Source organism: Brevundimonas sp. AVps5, from assembly GCF_058681515.1.
The window spans coordinates 1,097,009-1,116,184 of sequence record NZ_CM178740.1; the positions used below are offsets into that span (position 1 = coordinate 1,097,009).

Genomic DNA, 19,176 nt, shown 5'->3' on the forward strand with positions numbered 1-19,176 from the left:
GTATGTTCTTGTTCCTCCCCCGTTGGGGGAGGGGGACCACGAAGTGGTGGAGGGGGCTGGCCCCAGACACCGGGTTCGTGGCCAGCCCCCTCCGTCACGGCGCAAAGCGGCACCGCGCCACCTCCCCCTTTGGGGGAGGAATAGGCCTCATCGCCGCGCTTCTGATCGCCGCGCCGGCGCAGGCCCAGTCTTCGCGGACCCTGGATGCGTTCGAGGACCTCGCGCCCTGGACCGCCGACGCCTCCACCGACGTGACCTCGACCCTTTCGGCCGTGCCCGGGCATCGCGGCGCGGCCCTGCGGCTGGACTATGATTTCAACGGTCGATCCGGCTACGCCTTCGCGGCCCGCGACCTGTCATTCGAGGCCCCTGAGAACTACGAAATCAGCTTCCGGGTCCGCGGCGCGGGGCCGAGCAACACCTTCGAGGTCAAGTTCACGGACGCGAGCGGTGAGAATGTCCACTGGCACCAGACCACCCGCTACGAGTTTCCGGACGGCTGGACCCTGTTCACGATCAAGAAGCGGCAGGTCGCCTGGGCCTGGGGCCCCAAGTCGGACCGCGCCTTCAGGGGTGCCGAGCGGGTCGAGTTCGTGGTCACGGCCGGGGAGGGGGGCAGGGGCTTCATCCAGATCGACGACCTGACCCTGAGGACCCTGCCGCCGGAACCCTCTGTTCCGCCGCGCCCGGTCGCCGGGGCGACGAGCGAGGATGGAAACTCGGTCGCGTCCCTGAGTGTGGATGACGACCCACTCAGCGCATGGACCACCGTCGGAGCGGGCGAGCAGAGCCTGACGCTGGATCTCGGCTACGAGCGCGAGTTCGGTGGCCTGACCCTGCTGTGGGCCGAGGGCAGGGCCGCGTCCGCCTATCGTGTTATGGCCTCCAGCGACCGCCGACAGTGGCGAGAGATCGCCCGCGTGCGCCAGGGCGACGGCGGCACGGACTGGCTGCGGACGCCCGAGGCATCCTCGCGATGGCTGAGGCTGGATCTGACCGGGCCCCAGACGGCTTCCGGATCGGGCCAGATGGGCGCAGGCTTCGGCACGACCGGCGCAGCGGCGACGGCCTATTCGCTGGCCGATCTGCGCATCGAGCTGCTGGCGTTCGGGGAGGACGAGACCGCCTTCCTGACCGCGATCGCGGGCCAGAGCCGGCGCGGCCTCTATCCGCGCGGGTTCCGGGGGGAGCAACCCTACTGGACGCTGGTCGGGGTCGATGGGGGCGGCGAGAGCGGCCTGATCTCCGAGGACGGCTCCATCGAGCTCAAGCGCGGCGGGCCGTCGATCGAGCCGTTCGTGTTGGACAACGGCCGGCTGGTGACCTGGGCGGATGCGCGCATCGAACAGGCCCTCGTCGAGGACGATCTGCCGATCCCGACGGTGACCTGGACCCATGACGACTGGACGCTGAAAGTCACGGCGATGGCCGAGGGGACGCCCGACGCCGCCGCCCTCTATGGCCGCTACGACCTGACCAACACATCGGCGCAGGCGCGGACCCTGACGCTGGCGCTGGCGGCGCGGCCGATCCAGGTCAACGGGCCGATCCAGTTCCTGGCCGTGCCGGGAGGCGCCGCGCCCATCCCCCAGATGCAATGGACCGGCGCGGAACTGGTGTTGAACGACGCGCTGCGGGTCCATCCGCTGGTCGCACCTGACGAGGTGCGGCTGGCGACCTTCGCCGCCGGGGCTGATCCGCAGAGCCTGCTGGCGCGGGGGCCAGACGCGGCGCGTGATGCGGCGGTGGAGTCCGACCGGACCGGTCTGATGGCCGGTGCCATGCTCTACACCGTGACCCTGAGGCCGGGCGAGATGCGGACCTTCGGCTGGGTTTCGTCGCTCGACGGGCCGCGACCGGCCCTTCCGGCGACAGCCTCCGGGGAGGCGGCGCTCGACCTGATCCAGATCCGCGTCGCCGCCGGCTGGCGCGAGAAGCTGGACCGGTTCGACCTGATCACCCCGCCCGAGGGCCAGCGGATCGAGGACACGATGAAGACCTCGCTGGCGCACATGCTGATGTCGCGTCAGGGCCCGGCCCTGCAGCCCGGCACCCGCAGCTACAACCGCTCCTGGATCCGTGACGGGGCCATGATGGCGGAGGGTTTGAACCGGCTGGGCCACGCCGACCTCAGTCAGGACTATCTGCGTTGGTACGCCCCCTATGTCTTCGACAACGGCAAGGTCCCCTGCTGCGTCGACAGCCGGGGCGCCGATCCGGTGCCGGAGAACGACAGCCACGGGGAGTTCGTCTTTTTGGCCGCCGAGACATATCGCTACACCGGTGACCTGACCCAGTTGCGCGCCGTCTGGCCGCAGGTGAAGGCCGCCATCGGCTATATGGACAGGCTGCGCGCCTCGACCCGCACCGAAGCCAACCGCACGCCGGCGACGCGGCATTTCTACGGCCTGCTGCCGCCCTCGATCAGTCACGAGGGCTATTCCGACCGGGCGGCCTGGTCCTACTGGGACGATTTCTGGGGCCTGCTCGGCTATCGCGACGCCATCGAGATCGCGGAGGCCTTAGGCGAGACCGAGGCCGCCGAACGGTTCACGGCGGCGCGGGCGGAGTTCGCGGCGGATGTGACGGCCTCCATCACCGGCACAGCCATACATCACCGTATCGACTGGATCGCGGGCGCGGCCGACCGGGGCGATTTCGACGGGACCTCAACGACTATCGGCCTGTCGCCCGGCGGCCTGCAGGACCAACTCCCGCAGGATCTGCTGGTCCGGACCTTCGAGATATACTGGGAGAATTTCACGGCGCGTCAGGCCAACCGGACGGCCTGGCGCGACTACACCCCCTATGAGTTGCGCACCGTCGGGGCCTTCGTGCGGCTGGGTCAGCGCGAGCGGGCGATGCAGGCTCTGGACTTCTTCTTCGCCGACCGCCGGCCCCAGGCCTGGAACGGCTGGGCCGAGGTGGTGGGGCGCGACCTGCGCGAGCCGCGCTTCATCGGTGACATGCCGCACGCCTGGATCAGCTCGGACTACATCCGCTCGGCGCTCGACCTGTTTGTCTACGAGCGGGACGCGGATCACGCCCTGGTGCTGGCCGCTGGTCTGCCGATGAGCTGGATCGACAGCACGACGGGTGTGGGTGTCCGGGAGGTCCGTACGCCCTATGGACCGCTGACCTATGCCCTGCGTCGTCGGGCAGGTCTGACCGCCCTGACCCTGTCGCCGGGGGTGTCGCCGCCGGGCGGGTTCGTCCTGCAGTGGCCGGAGGGGCAGGACCTGCCTGCGCGCATCCGTATCGACGGACGGAGCGGCGAGTGGATGGGTCGCGAACTGGTCATCCCGGCGGGCGCGCTGCGCGTCGAGCTGCGCTGACGCTTTTCGAGGCGCAGCGGAGGGGATAGATCGTCGTCATGACCCAGACTCACCGCCGCCTTCTCGACCTCCCCGGTGTCGCCGACCTTGAAGCCAGGGCGCTGATGAAGCCCGGCTATGCCGACCCCTCGCGCCGCGACGAGTTTCCCGATGTGGACGAGGCCCTGGTCGCCGTCTTCGGCCTGACGGCCGAACAGGCCGAGGAGGCGGCCCGTCCCGACGACTGGGACGGGATCGAGCGGCTGTCTCCGCTGGATCAGGCGGACCTGTTCGAGGCGGAAGGCTGGGACGTGCGCGATGCGAAGCGGAAACCGCTGCGCATGCTGGCTGTGATGGCCGAACCTCTGGCTCTGGCAATGCGTGGCGTTGCCGGCACGCTACCGGAGGCAGCCTTCGTTCCGGAACCGGCCGAGGAGAAGAGCGACTGGGGCTCCGGCATGGCCGCCGAGGCGGCGCGGTTCAGGAAGCGCTGACCGCTCGGGTCACATTCCCCGCATCAGCTCATCGGCCAGGGCCGCCGTCAGGTAGCCGTCGGGGATGCGGCTGTGAGCGATCTGCCATTGCTTGAGCGCGCGCCGGGTGCCCGAGCCGATGACGCCGTCGATGACGCCGGGATCGAAGCCGGCGCGCGCCAGGGCGGTCTGTGCGCCGAAGCGTTGTTCGCGCGAGATCGGACCGTCGTCGGGCCAGGTCCCGACCAGACCGGGACGCCCGGCGATGCCGTCCGCGGTCAGACCGATGGCCAACGCATAGCTGACCGAGTTGTTGTAGCGCCGGATGACATAGTGGTTCGGCAGGGCCAGGAAGGCCGGACCGCGTGCGCCTTGCGGCAGCAGGACGATGCCGTTCTCCAGCGCCTCCTGCGACGTCGGCGTGCCGCTGCGGGCCAGGGTCACGCCGCGCTGGGCCCAGAAACTCCACGGACGGCCGTCGGCCTCGGCCAGGGCATAGTCGAAATTGGCCGGCAGGCTGATCTCGTAGCCCCAGGCCTGACCGCGCTTCCAGCCGGCCTGGGCCAGCAGGTTGGCGGCGGAGGCGAGGGCGTCGGCGTCCGAGCCCCAGATGTCGACATGGCCGTCGCTGTTTTCATCGACGCCCAGACGCAGATAGTTGTCCGGCATGAACTGCGTCTGGCCCATGGCCCCGGCCCAGCTGCCGAGCAGGCCCGAACGTTCGCGGCGGCCGTCGACGACGATGTCGAGTGCATTCTTCAGCTGGTCCTCGGCCCAGTCGCGGCGCCGGCCGTCAAAGGCGAGTGTGGCGAGGGAGCGGATGACGTCCTTGTCGCCCTGGATCTGGCCGAAGCTGGACTCATTGCCCCAGATGGAGACCAGGATCTCCGCAGGCACCCCGAACCGCTGGGTCACGGCCCAGGGCACGGCGTCGATGCGACGACGCGCCTCGGCGATCCGCGCGGCCGAGGCGGCATTGGAAATATAGGTCCCGGCCGGACGGCTGAACTCGGGCTGGTTGCCGTCCAGACGAATGACCTCGGGATCGGGCGTGAGATCGGCCAGCTGTTGCTCGTAGAGGGCGCGACGCGCGCCGCCCTTGCGCGACAGGAAACCCTGTTTCCAGCCCTCGAATCCGGCGGCATCGACCTGCGGCAGGGTCACCGGAGCGGGCTCAGTCGCGCGACGCTCGGGCTCGGGCTGGCCGGGCGTCGACCAGCCGGTCGCGTTCACCGGCGGCGGCGGCAGCATCGGCGCGCAGGCCGAAACGCAGGCGATCAGGGCGAGGCGGTAGTCGAAACGCATGAGCCGAAGGTTTCCCGAATAGATCCGACCGGATCAAGAGCCTGCAAATAGCGCAGCAGTATGACCGAGCGTTGCGGCGAAAGGATGAACGCCTTCTCAACCGTGTTCGATTCCACGATCTTAGGAAATCTGCGACATTCTGTCCTCGCTCTCGGACACGGCCTGGTGGCGGAGGGGCGACGCAACGGGTGTGCAAACCCGTAGACCCTCCGTTCAACTCGGAGGCCAGGCCTCCAGGCACTCTCGTCAAGTGCGCTAACGCTCGCGACGCGGTCGCTCGCTGCTTGAGCTACTCTGTAGGGCGCTACCGCTCGACGCGCGGCGTCTCGCTGCTTGAGCGCGGACTCCCTCACATTCGACGATGAACGCGCTACGGTGCGGCCATGCCCTCCGCCGCCGAGATCATCGCCCTGCTGGACCTGAAGCCTCATCCGGAAGGCGGCCACTATCGCGAGACGTTCCGCGATCCGCGCGAGGTCGACGGCCGGTCCGTCGGGACGGCGATCTATTTCCTGCTGGCTGAAGGCGAGAGTTCGCACTGGCATCGCGTCGATGCGGGGGAGATCTGGCACTGGCACGCCGGCGCGCCGCTGGAGCTCAGGATCGCCGACCCGATTGAGCAGAGGGTCGTGCTGGGGCCAGACCTGATCGCGGGACAGCGGCCGCAGGGTGTCGTGCCGACGGGGGCCTGGCAGGCGGCCCGAAGTCTGGGGGGCTGGACGCTCGTGGGCTGCACCGTCGCGCCGGGATTCGACTTCGCCGGGTTCGAGATGGCACCGCAGGGCTGGTCGCCGCAGGGAGTCTGACTGTATCACGCAGGCGTGACCGCCATCGCCCCCTCCGCCACCGCCGTACCGCGCCGTTTCGAGGCCCTGGATTCCCTGCGAGGGATCTGCGCCGTGCTCGTGGTGATGTTCCACATGCCCGTGGCCAGCCACTGGCGCGACTGGGGTCTGGTCCAGCACGGCTATCTGTTCGTCGACTATTTCTTCGTGCTGTCGGGCTTCGTCATCGCCCATGCCTATGCCGAACGGCTGAAGACCGGACGGGACGCCGGACGGTTCATGGTGCGTCGTCTGGGGCGGGTGTGGCCGCTGCATGTGCTGATGCTGGGCGCCTTCATCGGGCTGGAGCTGGCCCGGCTATGGTTCCAGATCGACTTCGCCACGCCGTTCACCCGCGACCGGTCGGTGGAGGCGATCTTCGCCAACCTTTTGCTGATTCAGGCGTGGCACATCCTGCCGTCCCTGACCTGGAACGGCCCGGCCTGGACGCTGAGCGCCGAGGTGGCCTGCTATCTGATCTTCGCCGGACTGGTGCTGGCCGCGCCGAAACGATTCCGCTGGATCGGCGCGGTGCTGGCGATCATCGGCGGGATCATGGTCGTCATGTTCGCCAAACGCTGGATGAACACGACCTATGATTTCGCTGTGCCGAGGGCAGTCTACGGCTTATTCCTCGGTTGTCTGCTTCAGGGTGTATGGATGCAGATCCCGAGGCTGAAGGGCCGGGCGGCGACCGCGCTCGAGGTCGCGACCGTCGTGGCGATCTGCATCTTCATCGGCTGGGCCGAGGGGCCGGTCACGGTCGCCGTGACCCTGTTGTTCATCGGCGTGGTCTGGGTGTTCGCGGGCGAGGACGGGGCCCTGTCGAGGGTGCTGGACCATCCGGCGCTGGTGACCCTGGGGCGGTGGTCGTTCGCGATCTATATGGTGCACATGTTCCTGCTGACGGTGATGATGATCATCGCCCGCAAGCTGGACTGGATGCCCGGCGGCCGCCGGATCGACTTCGGCTCCGTCTGGCTCAACGATCTGTTCGCCGTCGCGATGTTCGGCCTGATCGTCGTGGTGGCGGTGGCCGCGCATCGTCTGGTGGAGCGGCCGGCCCAGAGGCAGATTGATCGCTGGACCGCCGTGCAGAAACAGGGAGCGGGATGACGACCGTGCAGAAGACAAAACCGACGGCCGTGTCGGTCGAGGCGTTCATCGCCTCGGTCGAGGACCCGAAGCGTAGCGAGGATGCCCGGGCGCTGGTCGCGCTGTTCGAGGCGGAGACGGGCGAGATCGCCACAATGTGGGGCCCTTCGATCGTGGGCTTCGGCCGGTACCACTACCGGTATGAGAGCGGCCACGAGGGCGACGCCTGTCTGGTCGGTTTCTCGCCCCGAAAGGCGAACCTGGTCCTCTACATGGCCGCCGAGGAACCGACGCGGGCGGACATGCTGGCCCGTCTTGGCAAGCACAGGTCGGGCAAGGGCTGCATCTATCTGAACCGCCTGTCCGATGTGGATGAGGCCGTGCTGCGAGAGATGGCGCAGGTCTCGGTGGCGACCCTGAAAGCGCGCTACCCGGCCTAGGTGTCGAAGCTATGAAGGTTGTTCACCCGAGGGGGTGCTGAGAAGCTGGGGTTGCGAAGCCAACCAACCCTTAGCGGAGCCTCTCGGATGAACATGCACAGGAATGCCCGGCTGACGCCGTCGGGTCGAGCCTTGCTGACGGATCGGATCGAGGCGGGCTGGCGAGCAAACGTAGCCGCCGAGGCCGCGGGCGTGTCGGTTCGCACGGCCCGCAAATGGCTGAAGCGACATCGTCAGGGGGCTGGCCATGCGGATCGCAGCTCGGCACCCCGGCATTGCCCGCACCGGACGTCGGAGGAGCGCGTCGCCGAGATCGAGCGGCTCAGACGCGAGCGCCTGACCGGTCCCCGGATCGCACGGACCCTGGGCATGGCGCGTTCCACCGTCGGCGCGGTGTTGCGCCGGCTGGGCCTGAAGCAGGCGGAGTGACGGTTTGGCGTGTGGCTCAGGCCGCCAGGCGCGCCGGGCGGGACTCGATCTGGTCCACGCGGAAGCGCGACACCAGTTCGCTGAGCTGATCGGCCTCTCCGGACAGGGCGTGGCTGGCGGCGCTCGTTTCCTCGACCATCGCGGCGTTCTGCTGTGTCACGGAGTCCATCTGGGTCACCGCTATATTGACCTCATGCAGGCCGGTCGCCTGCTCCTGGGCCGAGGCGGCGATGGTCTGGATCAGGCCCTCGATACGGGTGACATGGCCTGCCACGGCCTTCAGCGTCGTGCCCGCCTGACCGACCAGGTCCACGCCGCTGGCGACCTGACTGGTCGATTGATGGATCAGCTGCTTGATCTCCTTGGCCGCCTCCGCTGACCGCTGGGCCAGGCCGCGAACTTCCTGCGCCACCACCGCGAAGCCACGACCGGCGTCGCCGGCCCGGGCGGCCTCGACCCCGGCGTTGAGGGCCAGCAGGTTCGTCTGGAAGGCGATCTCGTCGATCACGCCGATGATCTGGCTGATCTGCTGGCTGGACTTCTCGATGTCGGCCATGGCCTCGACAGCCTTGACGACCACGACGCCGGAATTTTCGGCGGCGACGCGGCTCTCGGTGACGACGCGACGAACGTCCTCCGCGCCCTTGGCCGTCTGGCGAACCGTGGCGGTGATTTCCTCGAGGGCGGCAGCCGTCTCTTCCAGGTTGGCGGCCTGCTGCTCGGTGCGGCGCGACAGGTCGTCGGTAGCGCCGGTGATCTCGCCCGCGCCGGACTTCACGGCGCCTGCGCTTTCAACGATGATCCGCATGGTGGCGCCCAGGTCGTTCACTGCCGCGTTGAAGTCCGCGCGCAGGGCCTCGTATTCCTCGGGAAAGACATCGTCGATCCGCGCGGACAGGTCCCCCGCAGCCAGTTGGCCCAGACCGGTCCCCAGCGTCGTGATGATCTTTTGCCGCGACACCTCCTGGTTCTGCCGCAACTCCTCCTGGGCGTGACGGTCACGTTCGATGGTGGCGGCCTGCGCTTCCTGGAGGCCGCGGGCCTGGCGGCGATCCAGGATGGCGTCGCGGAACACCTCGACCGACTGGGCCATTTCGCCGATCTCGTCGCCGCGCGCGGTGTAGGGGACGGGCTTGTCGTAATCGCCGGCCGCCAGTCCGCCCATGTAGCGTGTCATCATCCGCACGGGCTCGACGATCAGCCTGGAGCCGAACCACAGCAGCACACCCGCCAGCACGAGCAGCAGGAGGGCGGCAAGGAGCATCTGATTGAGGGCCTGGTTCGCCCCGGCCATCACGGCGCTGTGCGGCGCCTCGATGATCACCCACCAGCGGTCGGCCGTGCCGGGAATGACGATGGGGGCGGCGGCGCGAAGCAGCTTGCCGTTCGGGCCGGCGATGATTTCCTGCGCATAGTCGTCCTCGGCGGCCCGTGCGATCAGGGCCGTCAGGGTCTCGTCCTCGACGGGCTTGCCGAGCTTGGAGGCGTCGGGATTGGCGACCCACAGTTCGCCGCCGCCGATGATGCTGACCACACCCTCGCCGAAGGGACGCAGCTGACTGGCGCGCGTCGACAGTTCGTCCAGAGCTACGTCCGTGGTCACCACCCCGATCGGGGTGCCGTTTCGGTGCACCACTGCGACGGCCGACGTCATAAGCACCGGCTCTCCGTTGACCGGATACACATACGGTGCCGTCAGAAGGGTCCGATCCTCGGCCATGGGCGTGGTGTACCAGGAGTCGATGCCGGCCTCGGCGGTCATCACCAGCTTGTCCGTCAGCACCGTCCGGTCCGGACCCCAGTAGAAATAGGGCACGAAGCGGCCGGAGGCGTCGGAATAGGGATGGGCGGTGAAGGCACCATCGCGGCCGTCCAGACCGTTGGCCTCGAACACGGGCGTCATGCCCAGGATATCGCGATTGCTCTTGACCAGGTCGATGAAGATTCGGCCGATCTCATCCCGATCGACGCGCGCCGGATTGGCGACCAGGCTTTCGACGACGGTGGCACCCACCGACACGTTCTTCACCGCCTGACCGATCTCCTTGCCGATCCGTTCGCCATAGCCAGCCATCAGGGCCTCGCCCTGATCGGAGGCGTTGCGCTGGGCTTCCGCTCGCATGGTGGACCAGCCGACCAGGGTCACGCCGACACCGGACGCCAGGAGGACCGCGCCGACCGCCAGGACCAGAGTCAGGCGAAGCGAGAGTTTGGGCCGTTGCATCGAAATCCCTCTCAGATGTTCGACAACCCTATGGTGAAGCTGTTAACGTTGAGTATGTCGCCCGACCTGACGTGATCAGGCCGCCATGCGGAAGTCGTCATGGCAGGCGTCGGCGGCGCGGGCCTCGTCCCACAGGGCGTCCTCGTCCGAGTAGCGGGCGCTGGCGCGGGCGTCGATCACATCGACGACCTGTTCCTCCAGCCGGTCCCAGATCACGGCCAGGTCCCCGCAACCGTCGGCCTCGCACGGGACGATCAGATAGCGAGCTGCGTTGACTTGGGTCAGGGGAGCGAATGCGCGGGCCATGGGGTGTCTCCGGTCTTCTGTGTGCTTGCCGATGATCATGAGATAGGACAGTGTTGCGTCAGTTTCGGACGTATCCTTGGGAGGCAGGCGCTTGCGGCACGACAAGGCGGTGATGGTCATCGAACTGGCCCGGCGCATGGCGGCCTCGGCCGAGGGGCTGACGCTGGACGAGATGGCGCACGAATCGCGGGTTGGTCGACGCACAGCCGAGCGGATGCGCGACGCCGTGATCCTGCTGTTCCCTTCGGTGGAAGAGGTTTCGGACCCGCCGACCAAGCGCTGGCGTATTCGCGGCGGACTGTCGGCCTTCGAACAGGCACCGACGGCGACCGAACTGCTGGAACTGTCCAAGGCGGCGCAGGGCCTGCGGGCGGCCGGCGAGCCGGGACGGGCGGCGGCGCTGGAAGGGCTGGAGCGCAAGCTCAAGTCGGCGATGCGCTCGACCACCCTGAACCGTCTGGCACCCGATCTGGAAGCGCTTGTCCGGGCCGAGACCATCGCCGTGCAGGCGGGGCCCAGACCTCATGCCGACGAAGCCATGCTGGCCACCATCCGGGGTGCGGTTCTCGCGCAATCCCCGCTGGGCTTCACCTATTCACGGCCGGGGGCGGAGGCGCGCAGGCGTTCCGTCGCACCCTGTGGCGTCATGTTCGGGCGCGCCAACTATCTGGTCGCGGCGGACCGGGAGAGCGGCCGGGTGCAGACCTTCCGCCTCGACCGGATGAGCGCCGTCGAGGCCCAGGCCGGCTTTGCCCCGCCGCCGCCGGAGTTCGATCTGTCCGTCTTCGCCAGCCAGTCCTTCGGCATCTATCAGGACGAGATCGAGGACGTGGTCCTGCGCGTCTCGCCCGAAGGCGCGGCCGAGGCACGCGGCTGGCGCTGGCACCCGACCCAGACACTGGAGGATCAGGCGGACGGCTCGGTCGTGGTGCGTTTCCGCGCCTCGGGGATGCGCGAACTGGCCTGGCATCTGTTCACCTGGGGCGAACAGGTGACGATCGTGGCACCGCAAAGGTTGAAGGCGGTGATGGCGGGCGAACTGGCGGCGGCGCAGCGCGCGCTGGCGGGGCGTGGGTCGCCCGCATAGGCGGGCCTGCCTTGACTCGTCCCCGGCTCAGTCCGGGCGATCGGGGAGACCGTTCTTGCGTCAGGTCGCCGGCTTCGGCCCGCCGTACCAGCGGGTGAACAGGACCCGGGTCAGCCAGAAGACCATCAGGAGAAGGATCAGGAGGGTTGGCAGGGACAGGACACCCGACTGACGGATCAACTCCGGCAAGGCCTTGGCTCCCGGGCCCTCGAACAGGGAGCCCGCCGCAATGAACAGGGCGAAGGCCATGCGCCAGAGGTGTCGGGCGATCCTCTGTCGACCAGACACTCCGCGGCGCAGCAGCATGGCCGCGTCGAGACCCCCCGCCAGCACGGCCACGCCGCCGAGGAAGAAATAGTCGGCTGCGGGATAGCCCTTCATCAGGCCGCTATCGCTGGCCATCGCCTCGAGGCCGAGAAAGATCAGACCGGCCCCCGTGGCGACGATCGCCAGGAACAGGAACTGTTCCGCAAGGCCGGCGCGGCCTTCGGGCCGTCGCACCGTCAGCCAGGCTGTGGCCGTCAGATAGAAGGTGAGCACGCCCGCCAGGAAGGCGATGAACTGATGCGGAATGAAGAAGGCGATCCAGGCGCCGGCCGCCGCCGATGTCAGCATGGAGACGAAGAAGACATGACCCGCCGCCCTGTGCGTCGGTCGACCCTTGGGGGCCAGAAGGGCGATGAAGCCGGACAGCACTGCGATCGTTCCTGACCCGACATGGAGCATCATCAAGGGCGACATCGACATGGATTCTCTCTGGCGGCGGAGCTGGCGCTGATCCGAACTGATCTGCACGCGCGCCGATGTCCCGTCGTCCGGGCCAGACGGCACGGACACCTCCGACTGTCCTCGCCTGTGGGATCGGACAAGGCTGGTTGCCATGACGACTGCCGACCGTTCTGATGGCGAAAGCTGAAGGGATTATCGCTGTTGGATACCGCCGTCCTCGCCCTCGCGATGGCCACGCTGGGCCAGGTCGCCCTGTGCGTCACCGTCCTGCTGATGCGGGGGCTGAGAACGCAGGTCTATCTGGCCCTGACGGCCTTCTTTCTGTCCGCCGGGATCATCATGGCGGGTCCGCCGGTGGTGGCCTTTGCTCCCGGATCTGAGCCGCTGTTCGTCGCCCTGACCCTGCCGGCCTGGTTGCTGCTGGGTCCGGCCCTGTGGCTCTATGTCGAGGGCCTGACGTCGGAAACGCCGTGGCGTCTGCAGCAGCGGCACGGTCGGCACTTCATTCTGTTCGGTCTGGGCCTCGTCGCTGTCGGCCTGCTCACGGGCCTGCCGCCGGAGGCCCGCCGGACCATGCTGGTCGAGGGCCAGGAGGTCGGGACGGCCCATGCCGCCGCCGTCGTGCTGTTCGTCTTCGCGCTGATCCTGGCCTGGGTCGTCCAGTCCGGCTGGTATGTCGTGGCGATCGTCCTTCGGCTGGCCCGCTATCGCGCCCGATTGAGGGACCTGTTCGCGAGCAATGAGGACAGCGAACTGCGCTGGATCGGCGGGCTGCTGGTGGTTGTCGTTGGGGTCTGGACGCTGGCGGCGGCGACTGTGGTGAGCGAGAATTTGTTTGGTGAGGTGCTGGTCACCCGGCGCGGGGGAGCGGTCATCGCGCTGTTGCTGGTCTGGTCGCTGGCGGTCTGGGGCTTGAGACAGAAGCCGGGCTTCGAGGGCCGCTATCTGCCGGCGGCGGCCGATACGGAACCAGCGGGTCCCGGCCAGACCGGGCCGGGCCGGAAATACCAGCGCTCGGCTCTGGGGGATCATCAGGCCCGGCGGATCGCCGCCAGGATCGAGGCTGCCATGGAGCGGGACCGTCTGTATCTCGATCCCACCCTGTCGCTGCACAAGCTGGCCCGACACCTGGCGGTCTCTCCCAACCATGTGTCCCAGACGTTGAACGAAACGATCGGGACCAGCTTCTTCGACTATGTGAACGGCTGGCGGGTGTCCGCGGCCGAGCCGCAAATCCTCGCGGGTCGCGAAACCATTCTCGCCATTGCCCTGGCCGTCGGGTTCAACACCCGCTCCTCATTCTACAAGACCTTCGGCCGTGTGACGGGGCAGACGCCGCAGGCCTATCGGGCGGCCCGGTTGGCGGCGACGACCTCGGAGACCCGCCAGGATCAGGCCGCGCCGAACGGATAGGGACTGACCGATTTCGACCAGTCATCGACGCGCAGCGGCCGATCCACGGGCGGAGCGGCGCGTTCGGCGCAGGGGTGGCGGTGGCACAGGCGGCAGGCGGGACCGATCGGGGTGACCTCGGGTGCCGTCAGGTCCAGGCCCCGGGCGTAGATCAGTCGATGCGCCTCCTTGAGCTCACAGCCCAGGCCGATGGCGAGGTCGTGGGGCTCACCGTATCCGTCGTGTCCCTGGCGATCGACGGTGCGGGCCAGGGTGAACCAGCGCTGACCGTCGGGTGTCTCGATGATCTGGGTGACGAGCCGCCCGGGCGTTCTGAACGCGCTATGCAGTCGCCAGCGGGGGCAGGCGCCGCCGAAGCGGGCGAAAGGGAAGGCACCTGAGGCATAGCGTTTCGAGACGTTGCCCGCCTGATCCACCCGCATCAGGAAGAAGGGCACGCCGCGGGCGGTGGGGCGCGACAGGGTCGTCAGCCGATGGGCGACCTGTTCGAAGGAGACCGAAAACCGGGTCTGGAGGCGGGCGATATCATAGCCGGTCTGCTCTGCCGTCCGCTGGAAGGCGGCGTAGGGCATGAGGATGGCGGCGGCGAGTGTGTTGGTCAGGGACACCTTGAGTAGGGCCCGCGTCGTCTCGTCGGGCGGCCGAGCGGCGTCTGCCAGCGCCGTCAGCTCGGCCTCATGTTCCGACAGGGCCAGCTGATAGGCGATCGCGAAGGCGCGCGACGAGGAATCCAGCGTCTCGGACAGGAGCAGGCGACGGCGGTGCGGGTCGAAGCGGCGGGTCCATTCGACCATGACCTCGGCCGGCATGACACGGACCGAAAGGTTGTGGCGAACCTGCAGCCGGGCGCGGGTCAGGGCCTCGAACCCGTCGCCGGTCTGGTTCGGGTCCAGGGCGGCGTGAAGGGCCTCGCCCAGGGTGTCGAGCTCGGGGAAGTGGTTGGCACGGGACTGGATATGGTCGCGAACCCAGTCGGCGGGGGACGGGCCCGAGGACGCGTCGCCGCCGTCGATCAGCGCAGCGCGGGATCGGTCCCGCTGTTCGGCGAAGGCGCGATAGAGCCGCAGCAGGGCCTCTGCGGCGGCAGGGGCCTCATCCGTGAGCTGCAACAGTTCGTGGCGGGGAACGTCAAGGTCATGGAACAGGGGATCGGCCAGCACCTCGGCCAGTTCCGCCTCGCCGGCCGCGCCCGACTGGCCGAGCTGGCGCAGGTCGACGTCATAGGTCTGGGCCAGCCGGAGAAGGAGCTGGGCCGAGACGGGGCGCTGGTTGCGCTCGATATGGTTCAGATAGCTGGGCGAGACGCCCAGGTCGCCGGCCATCGCGGTTTGAGTCAGGCCCCAGTCGCGCCGCAGTCGTTTGAGGCGGGCACCCAGGAACAGTTTGCGATCGGCCGAGGCGTCCATGATCGCAGAATGTCACATCATGACTGAAATGCAAGAGTCATGATATGACAACATGACACGAACCGTCTGCCTGCAACTGTATCAAAAATGACAGCGACGTGTTTTCTGTCCTGACCGAACCGAAGCGACGTTCGCCTCGGTCAGACCCTGAGCAGAGCGCCATGACCACCTTCGCCGATCTCGTCCCTTCGCCCAAAGGCCGCTTTGACGGCATCGAGCGCCCGTACACGCCGGAAGATGTTCTGAAGCTGCGCGGATCGGTGCCGATCACCCACACCCTGGCAGAGCGTGGTGCCAACCGGCTTTGGGAGCTGCTGCACACCGAGCCCTTCATCAACGCCCTGGGCGCGGTCACCGGCAACCAGGCCATGCAGATGGTCCGCGCCGGCCTGAAGGCCATCTATCTGTCGGGCTGGCAGGTCGCCGCCGACGCCAACACCGCCGGCGCCATGTATCCGGACCAGTCGCTGTACCCGGCGAATGCCGCGCCGGAGCTGTGCCGTCGTATCAACCGCACCCTGCAACGCGCCGACCAGATCGAGCATGCCGAGGGCGGGGCCAAGCGCGACTGGTTCGCCCCCATCGTCGCCGACGCCGAGGCCGGTTTCGGCGGGCCGCTGAACAGCTTCGAGATCATGAAGGCCTTCATCGAGGCGGGCGCCGCGGGCGTCCACTTCGAGGACCAGCTGGCCTCGGAGAAGAAGTGCGGCCACCTCGGCGGCAAGGTGCTGATCCCCACCCAGGCGCATGAGCGCAACCTCGTCGCCGCCCGTCTGGCCGCCGACGTCATGGGCACGCCGACGATCACGGTCGCCCGCACGGACGCCGAGAGCGCCCAGTTGATCACCTCCGACGTCGACGAGCGCGACCAGCCCTTCATCGACCGCGACAACCGCACTCCGGAAGGCTTCTTCCGCCTGAAGGAAGGCACGGGCCTGGACCACTGCATCGCGCGCGGCCTGTCCTACGCCAAAATCGCCGACCTTCTGTGGTGGGAGACCAGCCATCCGTCACTGGAGGACGCGAAGAAGTTCGCAGAGGCCGTGCAGAAGGAGCATCCCGGCAAGCTGATGGCCTACAACTGCTCGCCCTCCTTCAACTGGAAGGCAAAGCTGGACGACGCCACCATAGCGAAGTTCCAGCGTGAGCTTGGGGCCATGGGCTACAAGTTCCAGTTCGTGACCCTGGCCGGTTTCCACAGCCTGAACAACTCGATGTTCGAACTGGCGGACGGTTACCGGGATCGCGGCATGGCGGCCTACTCCGAGCTGCAGCAGCGCGAGTTCGCCAACGAAGCCATCGGCTACACCGCCACGCGCCACCAGCGCGAGGTCGGCACCGGCTATTTCGACACCGTCGCCACCGTCATTTCCAACGGGCAGTCGTCCACGACCGCCATGAAGGAATCCACCGAGACCGCGCAGTTCGTCGCGGCCGAATAGCCAACTGAGGAGAGACGCATATGGAACCGTTGAGCCGCCCCCAGGCCATTATCGACTTCTGCCTGGCGCCCCTGGCGCTGGACTCAGGCACCGAGGCCGAACGTGAGGTCCGTCGCCGCCTGGAACACGTCATCAAGACCTATCAGACCAAGCTGGCGGTCGCCTCGGCCCCCACAGCCGTGGACTTCAGCCGGATGCCGTCACAGGTGATCAACGAAGCCGCCCACGGCTACGAGTAGACGGACCAGGCCGCCGACGCTTCGCAGTGTCGGCGGCTTTTGCCGTTCGGGACCGCCCGGATTGGCGCTCTCGGCGGTTCACGTCGCCGATTTTTGGCAGTTCACGCCGCCGCCGCTCTTTGCTGGTTCTCACCACCAAGCTCGGCCACCAACGCCAGGAGTTCGGCGGCGTCGAACGGCTTGGCCAGGTGGCGATCGGCACCGGCCGCCTGACCCGCCGCGATATGGTCGGGCAGGGCGTTGGCCGTCAACATCACGATCGGCACGCGGTCCAGCCCCATGGCGGCTTCATGCAGGCGAATCTCGCGTACGGCGGTCAGCCCGTCCATGACCGGCATCTGCATGTCCATCAGGACCATGTCGAAGGTCTGGGCGCGGCAGGCTTCCAGAGCCTCGGCTCCGTTCTCGACCTGAACCAGATCGATCGGTGCCTGCGACAGGATCAGCTCGACGACCTTTCGGTTGGTCGGATGATCGTCGGCGACGAGGACGCGCAGACGCTGAGCCGAGGGGTCCTGCGGTGCCGCCGCCTGGGCGACAACCGTCGCCGGGGCCTCGGCCACGAGCAGGGGCAGGGTGAGGATGAAAGCCGAGCCGCCGCCGGGCTCGCTCTCGCAGTCCATTTCGCCGCCCATCATGTCCGCCAGCTGGCGGCAGATGGCGAGGCCGAGACCCGTGCCGCCGAAGCGACGGGTGATGGTGCCGTCGGCCTGTTCGAAACGCGTGAACAGGCGCGCCTTGGCGGCGGCGTCGAAGCCTACCCCCGTGTCCTCGACCGTGAAGCGCATGATGGGCGCGCCGGCGCGGTCCTTGCCCATGCAGGCGGTCAGGCTGACGAATCCGGTGGTGGTGAACTTGACCGCGTTGGAGACGAGATTGGTCAGGATCTGTTTCAGGCGGACGACGTCCCCGCGCACCCAGACGGCGGCCTCCGGCTCGATCTCGACGAAGAACTGCAGCCCCTTGTCCGAAGCCGGTTCCCGATAGAGCTGCGCCGCGTCTTTGACGGCGCGGGTCAGGTCGAAGACCTCGTCGGCGATCTCCAGACGGCCTGATTCGACGCGGGCCAGGTCCAGGATGTCGCTCAGAAGGGTTTGCAGCGTCTGGCCCGACGACTGGATCAGATCCAGCATCTCGCGCTGTTCGGGGGCGAGATCGGTGCGGGCCAGCGCCTGCGTCAGGCCGATGACACCGTTGAGGGGCGTCCGGATCTCATGGCTCATGTTCGCCAGAAACTCGGACTTCGCCCGGTTCGCCGCCTCCGCCGCGTCCCGCGCCTCGGCCAGGGCCTTCGCGTCGCGCTTCAAGTCGCTGATATCATTGACAACTGTGACGAGGCCGCCGTTTGAGGTGCGACGGTCCTGGACGCGAAGCCAGCGATCGCCCGAGATCTGCTGCTCCGTGGTGTTCGACAGGAGACGACGGGCGGCGAGGCGTTCCTCCACCCATTCCTGTTCCCGGCCAAAGGCCTCTTCGTACAGGCCCTGATCTACCCCCAGCTGAAGCATGTCACGGAAGCGGACGCCGACGGCGGCGGCGGCGACTTCCGGGTTTACCTCCGCATAACGGGCGTTCCAGATCAGCAGGCGGTCGTCGGCGTCGTAGAAGCCAAGGCCGTCAGGCATAGCGTCCAGGGCTTCGCGCAGATGTTTGAGGGCGGTCGCACGTCCCCACAGGCCCAGGCTCGTGACGATAGAGGCGATGATGACCACAAGGGTTGCGCCGCCGACGACCCACAACAGCAGGCCCGATTCCGTGATCAGGCTGGCCGCCATTATGGAGGACGGATCAGGCGTGACGGTCATCGTTGACATACCGCCGAAATGCAGAGTGATGACGCTCAGCACCGCGAAGGTCGTGTTCGCCGGAATCCGCCACCAGCCGTCGCGGTTGATCCACAGGGCGGTGCAGAGCGCGAGAAGGATGCTTAGGCCTACGGCCGCGGCTGCGCCTCCGGTGTTCCAGGCCAGAATGCCGCCCTCGATCCGCATCGCGGCCATTCCGACGAAATGCATCGCGGCTATGCTGGAGGCCGCCAACGCAGCGACCAGGACTCTTGTCAGCCTCGAACTGCCGTTCAGGGCGACGGCGACGCCCAGGATCAGGCCGATGATGACGATGCCCAGGGACAGCAGGGTCTCGACTGCAGCATAGCGGATCGGGGCATCGGACTGATAGCCGAGCATGGCCAGGAAATGGGTGGCCCAGACCGCCAGGCCGCTGACCACGCCGGCGGCTGCGCCATAGAGCATCCGCATGCGCCGGGTGTTGTGGCGCGCCATACCGACCAGGGCGATACTGGTTGCCAGACCGACCACGCAGACGGTCGCCGCCAGCAGCGTGAGCCGCCAGTCGTGCTGCACCATCAGGCAGTTCAGGATCCAGTTCAAAGGCGCGTCTTCCCCGACACTCGGGATCACTCTGAACGCCATAGGTAAAAAAACAGGCCT

At 67.8% G+C, this 19,176-nt stretch carries 16 protein-coding genes; 10 read left to right on the plus strand and 6 right to left on the minus strand.

Annotated features, from left to right (window positions below; all coding sequences use genetic code 11):
• Positions 1-77 precede the first annotated feature (77 nt).
• A complete protein-coding gene (locus tag ACW18A_RS05510; RefSeq protein ID WP_492023796.1) occupies positions 78-3,335 on the plus strand; it encodes a discoidin domain-containing protein in 3,258 nt (1,085 codons plus the stop codon).
• A gap of 38 nt (positions 3,336-3,373) precedes the next feature.
• The gene (locus tag ACW18A_RS05515) at positions 3,374-3,808 is read left to right on the plus strand and encodes a hypothetical protein (protein ID WP_492023797.1); all 435 of its coding nucleotides are present in this window, start codon (positions 3,374-3,376) and stop codon (positions 3,806-3,808) included.
• A 9-nt stretch (positions 3,809-3,817) separates the two neighbouring features.
• On the opposite strand, the gene ACW18A_RS05520 is transcribed toward ACW18A_RS05515, so the two are convergent.
• Positions 3,818-5,092 carry a lytic murein transglycosylase gene (locus ACW18A_RS05520; RefSeq protein ID WP_492023798.1) on the minus strand — a complete coding sequence of 425 codons (1,275 nt, stop codon included), beginning with the start codon at positions 5,090-5,092 and terminating at the stop codon, positions 3,818-3,820.
• A gap of 383 nt (positions 5,093-5,475) precedes the next feature.
• Here ACW18A_RS05520 and ACW18A_RS05525 point away from each other — a divergent pair, with 383 nt between their 5' ends.
• From ACW18A_RS05525 to ACW18A_RS05540, 4 genes are all read left to right on the plus strand, one after another.
• Positions 5,476-5,898: a cupin domain-containing protein gene (locus ACW18A_RS05525; protein ID WP_492023799.1), complete on the plus strand. Its 423-nt coding sequence runs from the start codon at positions 5,476-5,478 to the stop codon at positions 5,896-5,898.
• Positions 5,899-5,913: 15 nt separating this feature from the next.
• Positions 5,914-7,032, plus strand: a complete 1,119-nt coding sequence (locus ACW18A_RS05530; protein WP_492023800.1) for an acyltransferase family protein — start codon at positions 5,914-5,916, stop codon at positions 7,030-7,032.
• A 5-nt stretch (positions 7,033-7,037) separates the two neighbouring features.
• Positions 7,038-7,451: a DUF1801 domain-containing protein gene (locus ACW18A_RS05535; protein WP_492023801.1), complete on the plus strand. Its 414-nt coding sequence runs from the start codon at positions 7,038-7,040 to the stop codon at positions 7,449-7,451.
• 87 nt (positions 7,452-7,538) lie between these two features.
• Positions 7,539-7,880, plus strand: a complete 342-nt coding sequence (locus tag ACW18A_RS05540) for a leucine zipper domain-containing protein (protein WP_492023802.1) — start codon at positions 7,539-7,541, stop codon at positions 7,878-7,880.
• Between the two features lie 16 nt (positions 7,881-7,896).
• Here the strand turns inward: ACW18A_RS05540 and ACW18A_RS05545 are convergent, their stop codons facing one another.
• Both ACW18A_RS05545 and ACW18A_RS05550 read right to left on the minus strand, forming a co-directional pair.
• The gene (locus tag ACW18A_RS05545; RefSeq protein ID WP_492023803.1) at positions 7,897-10,104 is read right to left on the minus strand and encodes a methyl-accepting chemotaxis protein; all 2,208 of its coding nucleotides are present in this window, start codon (positions 10,102-10,104) and stop codon (positions 7,897-7,899) included.
• Positions 10,105-10,179: 75 nt separating this feature from the next.
• The gene (locus tag ACW18A_RS05550) at positions 10,180-10,410 is read right to left on the minus strand and encodes a hypothetical protein (protein ID WP_492023804.1); all 231 of its coding nucleotides are present in this window, start codon (positions 10,408-10,410) and stop codon (positions 10,180-10,182) included.
• Positions 10,411-10,501: 91 nt separating this feature from the next.
• On the opposite strand from ACW18A_RS05550, the gene ACW18A_RS05555 reads away from it, so the two are divergent.
• Positions 10,502-11,497: a helix-turn-helix transcriptional regulator gene (locus tag ACW18A_RS05555; RefSeq protein WP_492023805.1), complete on the plus strand. Its 996-nt coding sequence runs from the start codon at positions 10,502-10,504 to the stop codon at positions 11,495-11,497.
• A 60-nt stretch (positions 11,498-11,557) separates the two neighbouring features.
• On the opposite strand, the gene ACW18A_RS05560 is transcribed toward ACW18A_RS05555, so the two are convergent.
• Positions 11,558-12,244 carry a DUF2306 domain-containing protein gene (locus ACW18A_RS05560; RefSeq protein ID WP_492023806.1) on the minus strand — a complete coding sequence of 229 codons (687 nt, stop codon included), beginning with the start codon at positions 12,242-12,244 and terminating at the stop codon, positions 11,558-11,560.
• A 183-nt stretch (positions 12,245-12,427) separates the two neighbouring features.
• Here ACW18A_RS05560 and ACW18A_RS05565 point away from each other — a divergent pair, with 183 nt between their 5' ends.
• On the plus strand, positions 12,428-13,639 hold the full coding sequence (locus ACW18A_RS05565; protein WP_492023807.1) for a helix-turn-helix domain-containing protein: 1,212 nt from the start codon (positions 12,428-12,430) through the stop codon (positions 13,637-13,639).
• On the opposite strand, the gene ACW18A_RS05570 is transcribed toward ACW18A_RS05565, so the two are convergent.
• The gene (locus tag ACW18A_RS05570) at positions 13,618-15,045 is read right to left on the minus strand and encodes a helix-turn-helix domain-containing protein (protein ID WP_492023808.1); all 1,428 of its coding nucleotides are present in this window, start codon (positions 15,043-15,045) and stop codon (positions 13,618-13,620) included. The genes ACW18A_RS05565 and ACW18A_RS05570 overlap by 22 nt on opposite strands.
• A 161-nt stretch (positions 15,046-15,206) precedes the next feature.
• Here ACW18A_RS05570 and aceA point away from each other — a divergent pair, with 161 nt between their 5' ends.
• Both aceA and ACW18A_RS05580 read left to right on the plus strand, forming a co-directional pair.
• Positions 15,207-16,487 carry an isocitrate lyase gene (aceA, locus tag ACW18A_RS05575; RefSeq protein WP_492023809.1) on the plus strand — a complete coding sequence of 427 codons (1,281 nt, stop codon included), beginning with the start codon at positions 15,207-15,209 and terminating at the stop codon, positions 16,485-16,487.
• Between the two features lie 20 nt (positions 16,488-16,507).
• Positions 16,508-16,726: a hypothetical protein gene (locus ACW18A_RS05580; protein ID WP_492023810.1), complete on the plus strand. Its 219-nt coding sequence runs from the start codon at positions 16,508-16,510 to the stop codon at positions 16,724-16,726.
• Between the two features lie 101 nt (positions 16,727-16,827).
• Here the strand turns inward: ACW18A_RS05580 and ACW18A_RS05585 are convergent, their stop codons facing one another.
• Positions 16,828-19,116, minus strand: coding sequence for an ATP-binding protein (locus ACW18A_RS05585; protein ID WP_492023811.1), 2,289 nt, complete (start codon positions 19,114-19,116; stop codon positions 16,828-16,830).
• Positions 19,117-19,176: the final 60 nt, after the last annotated feature.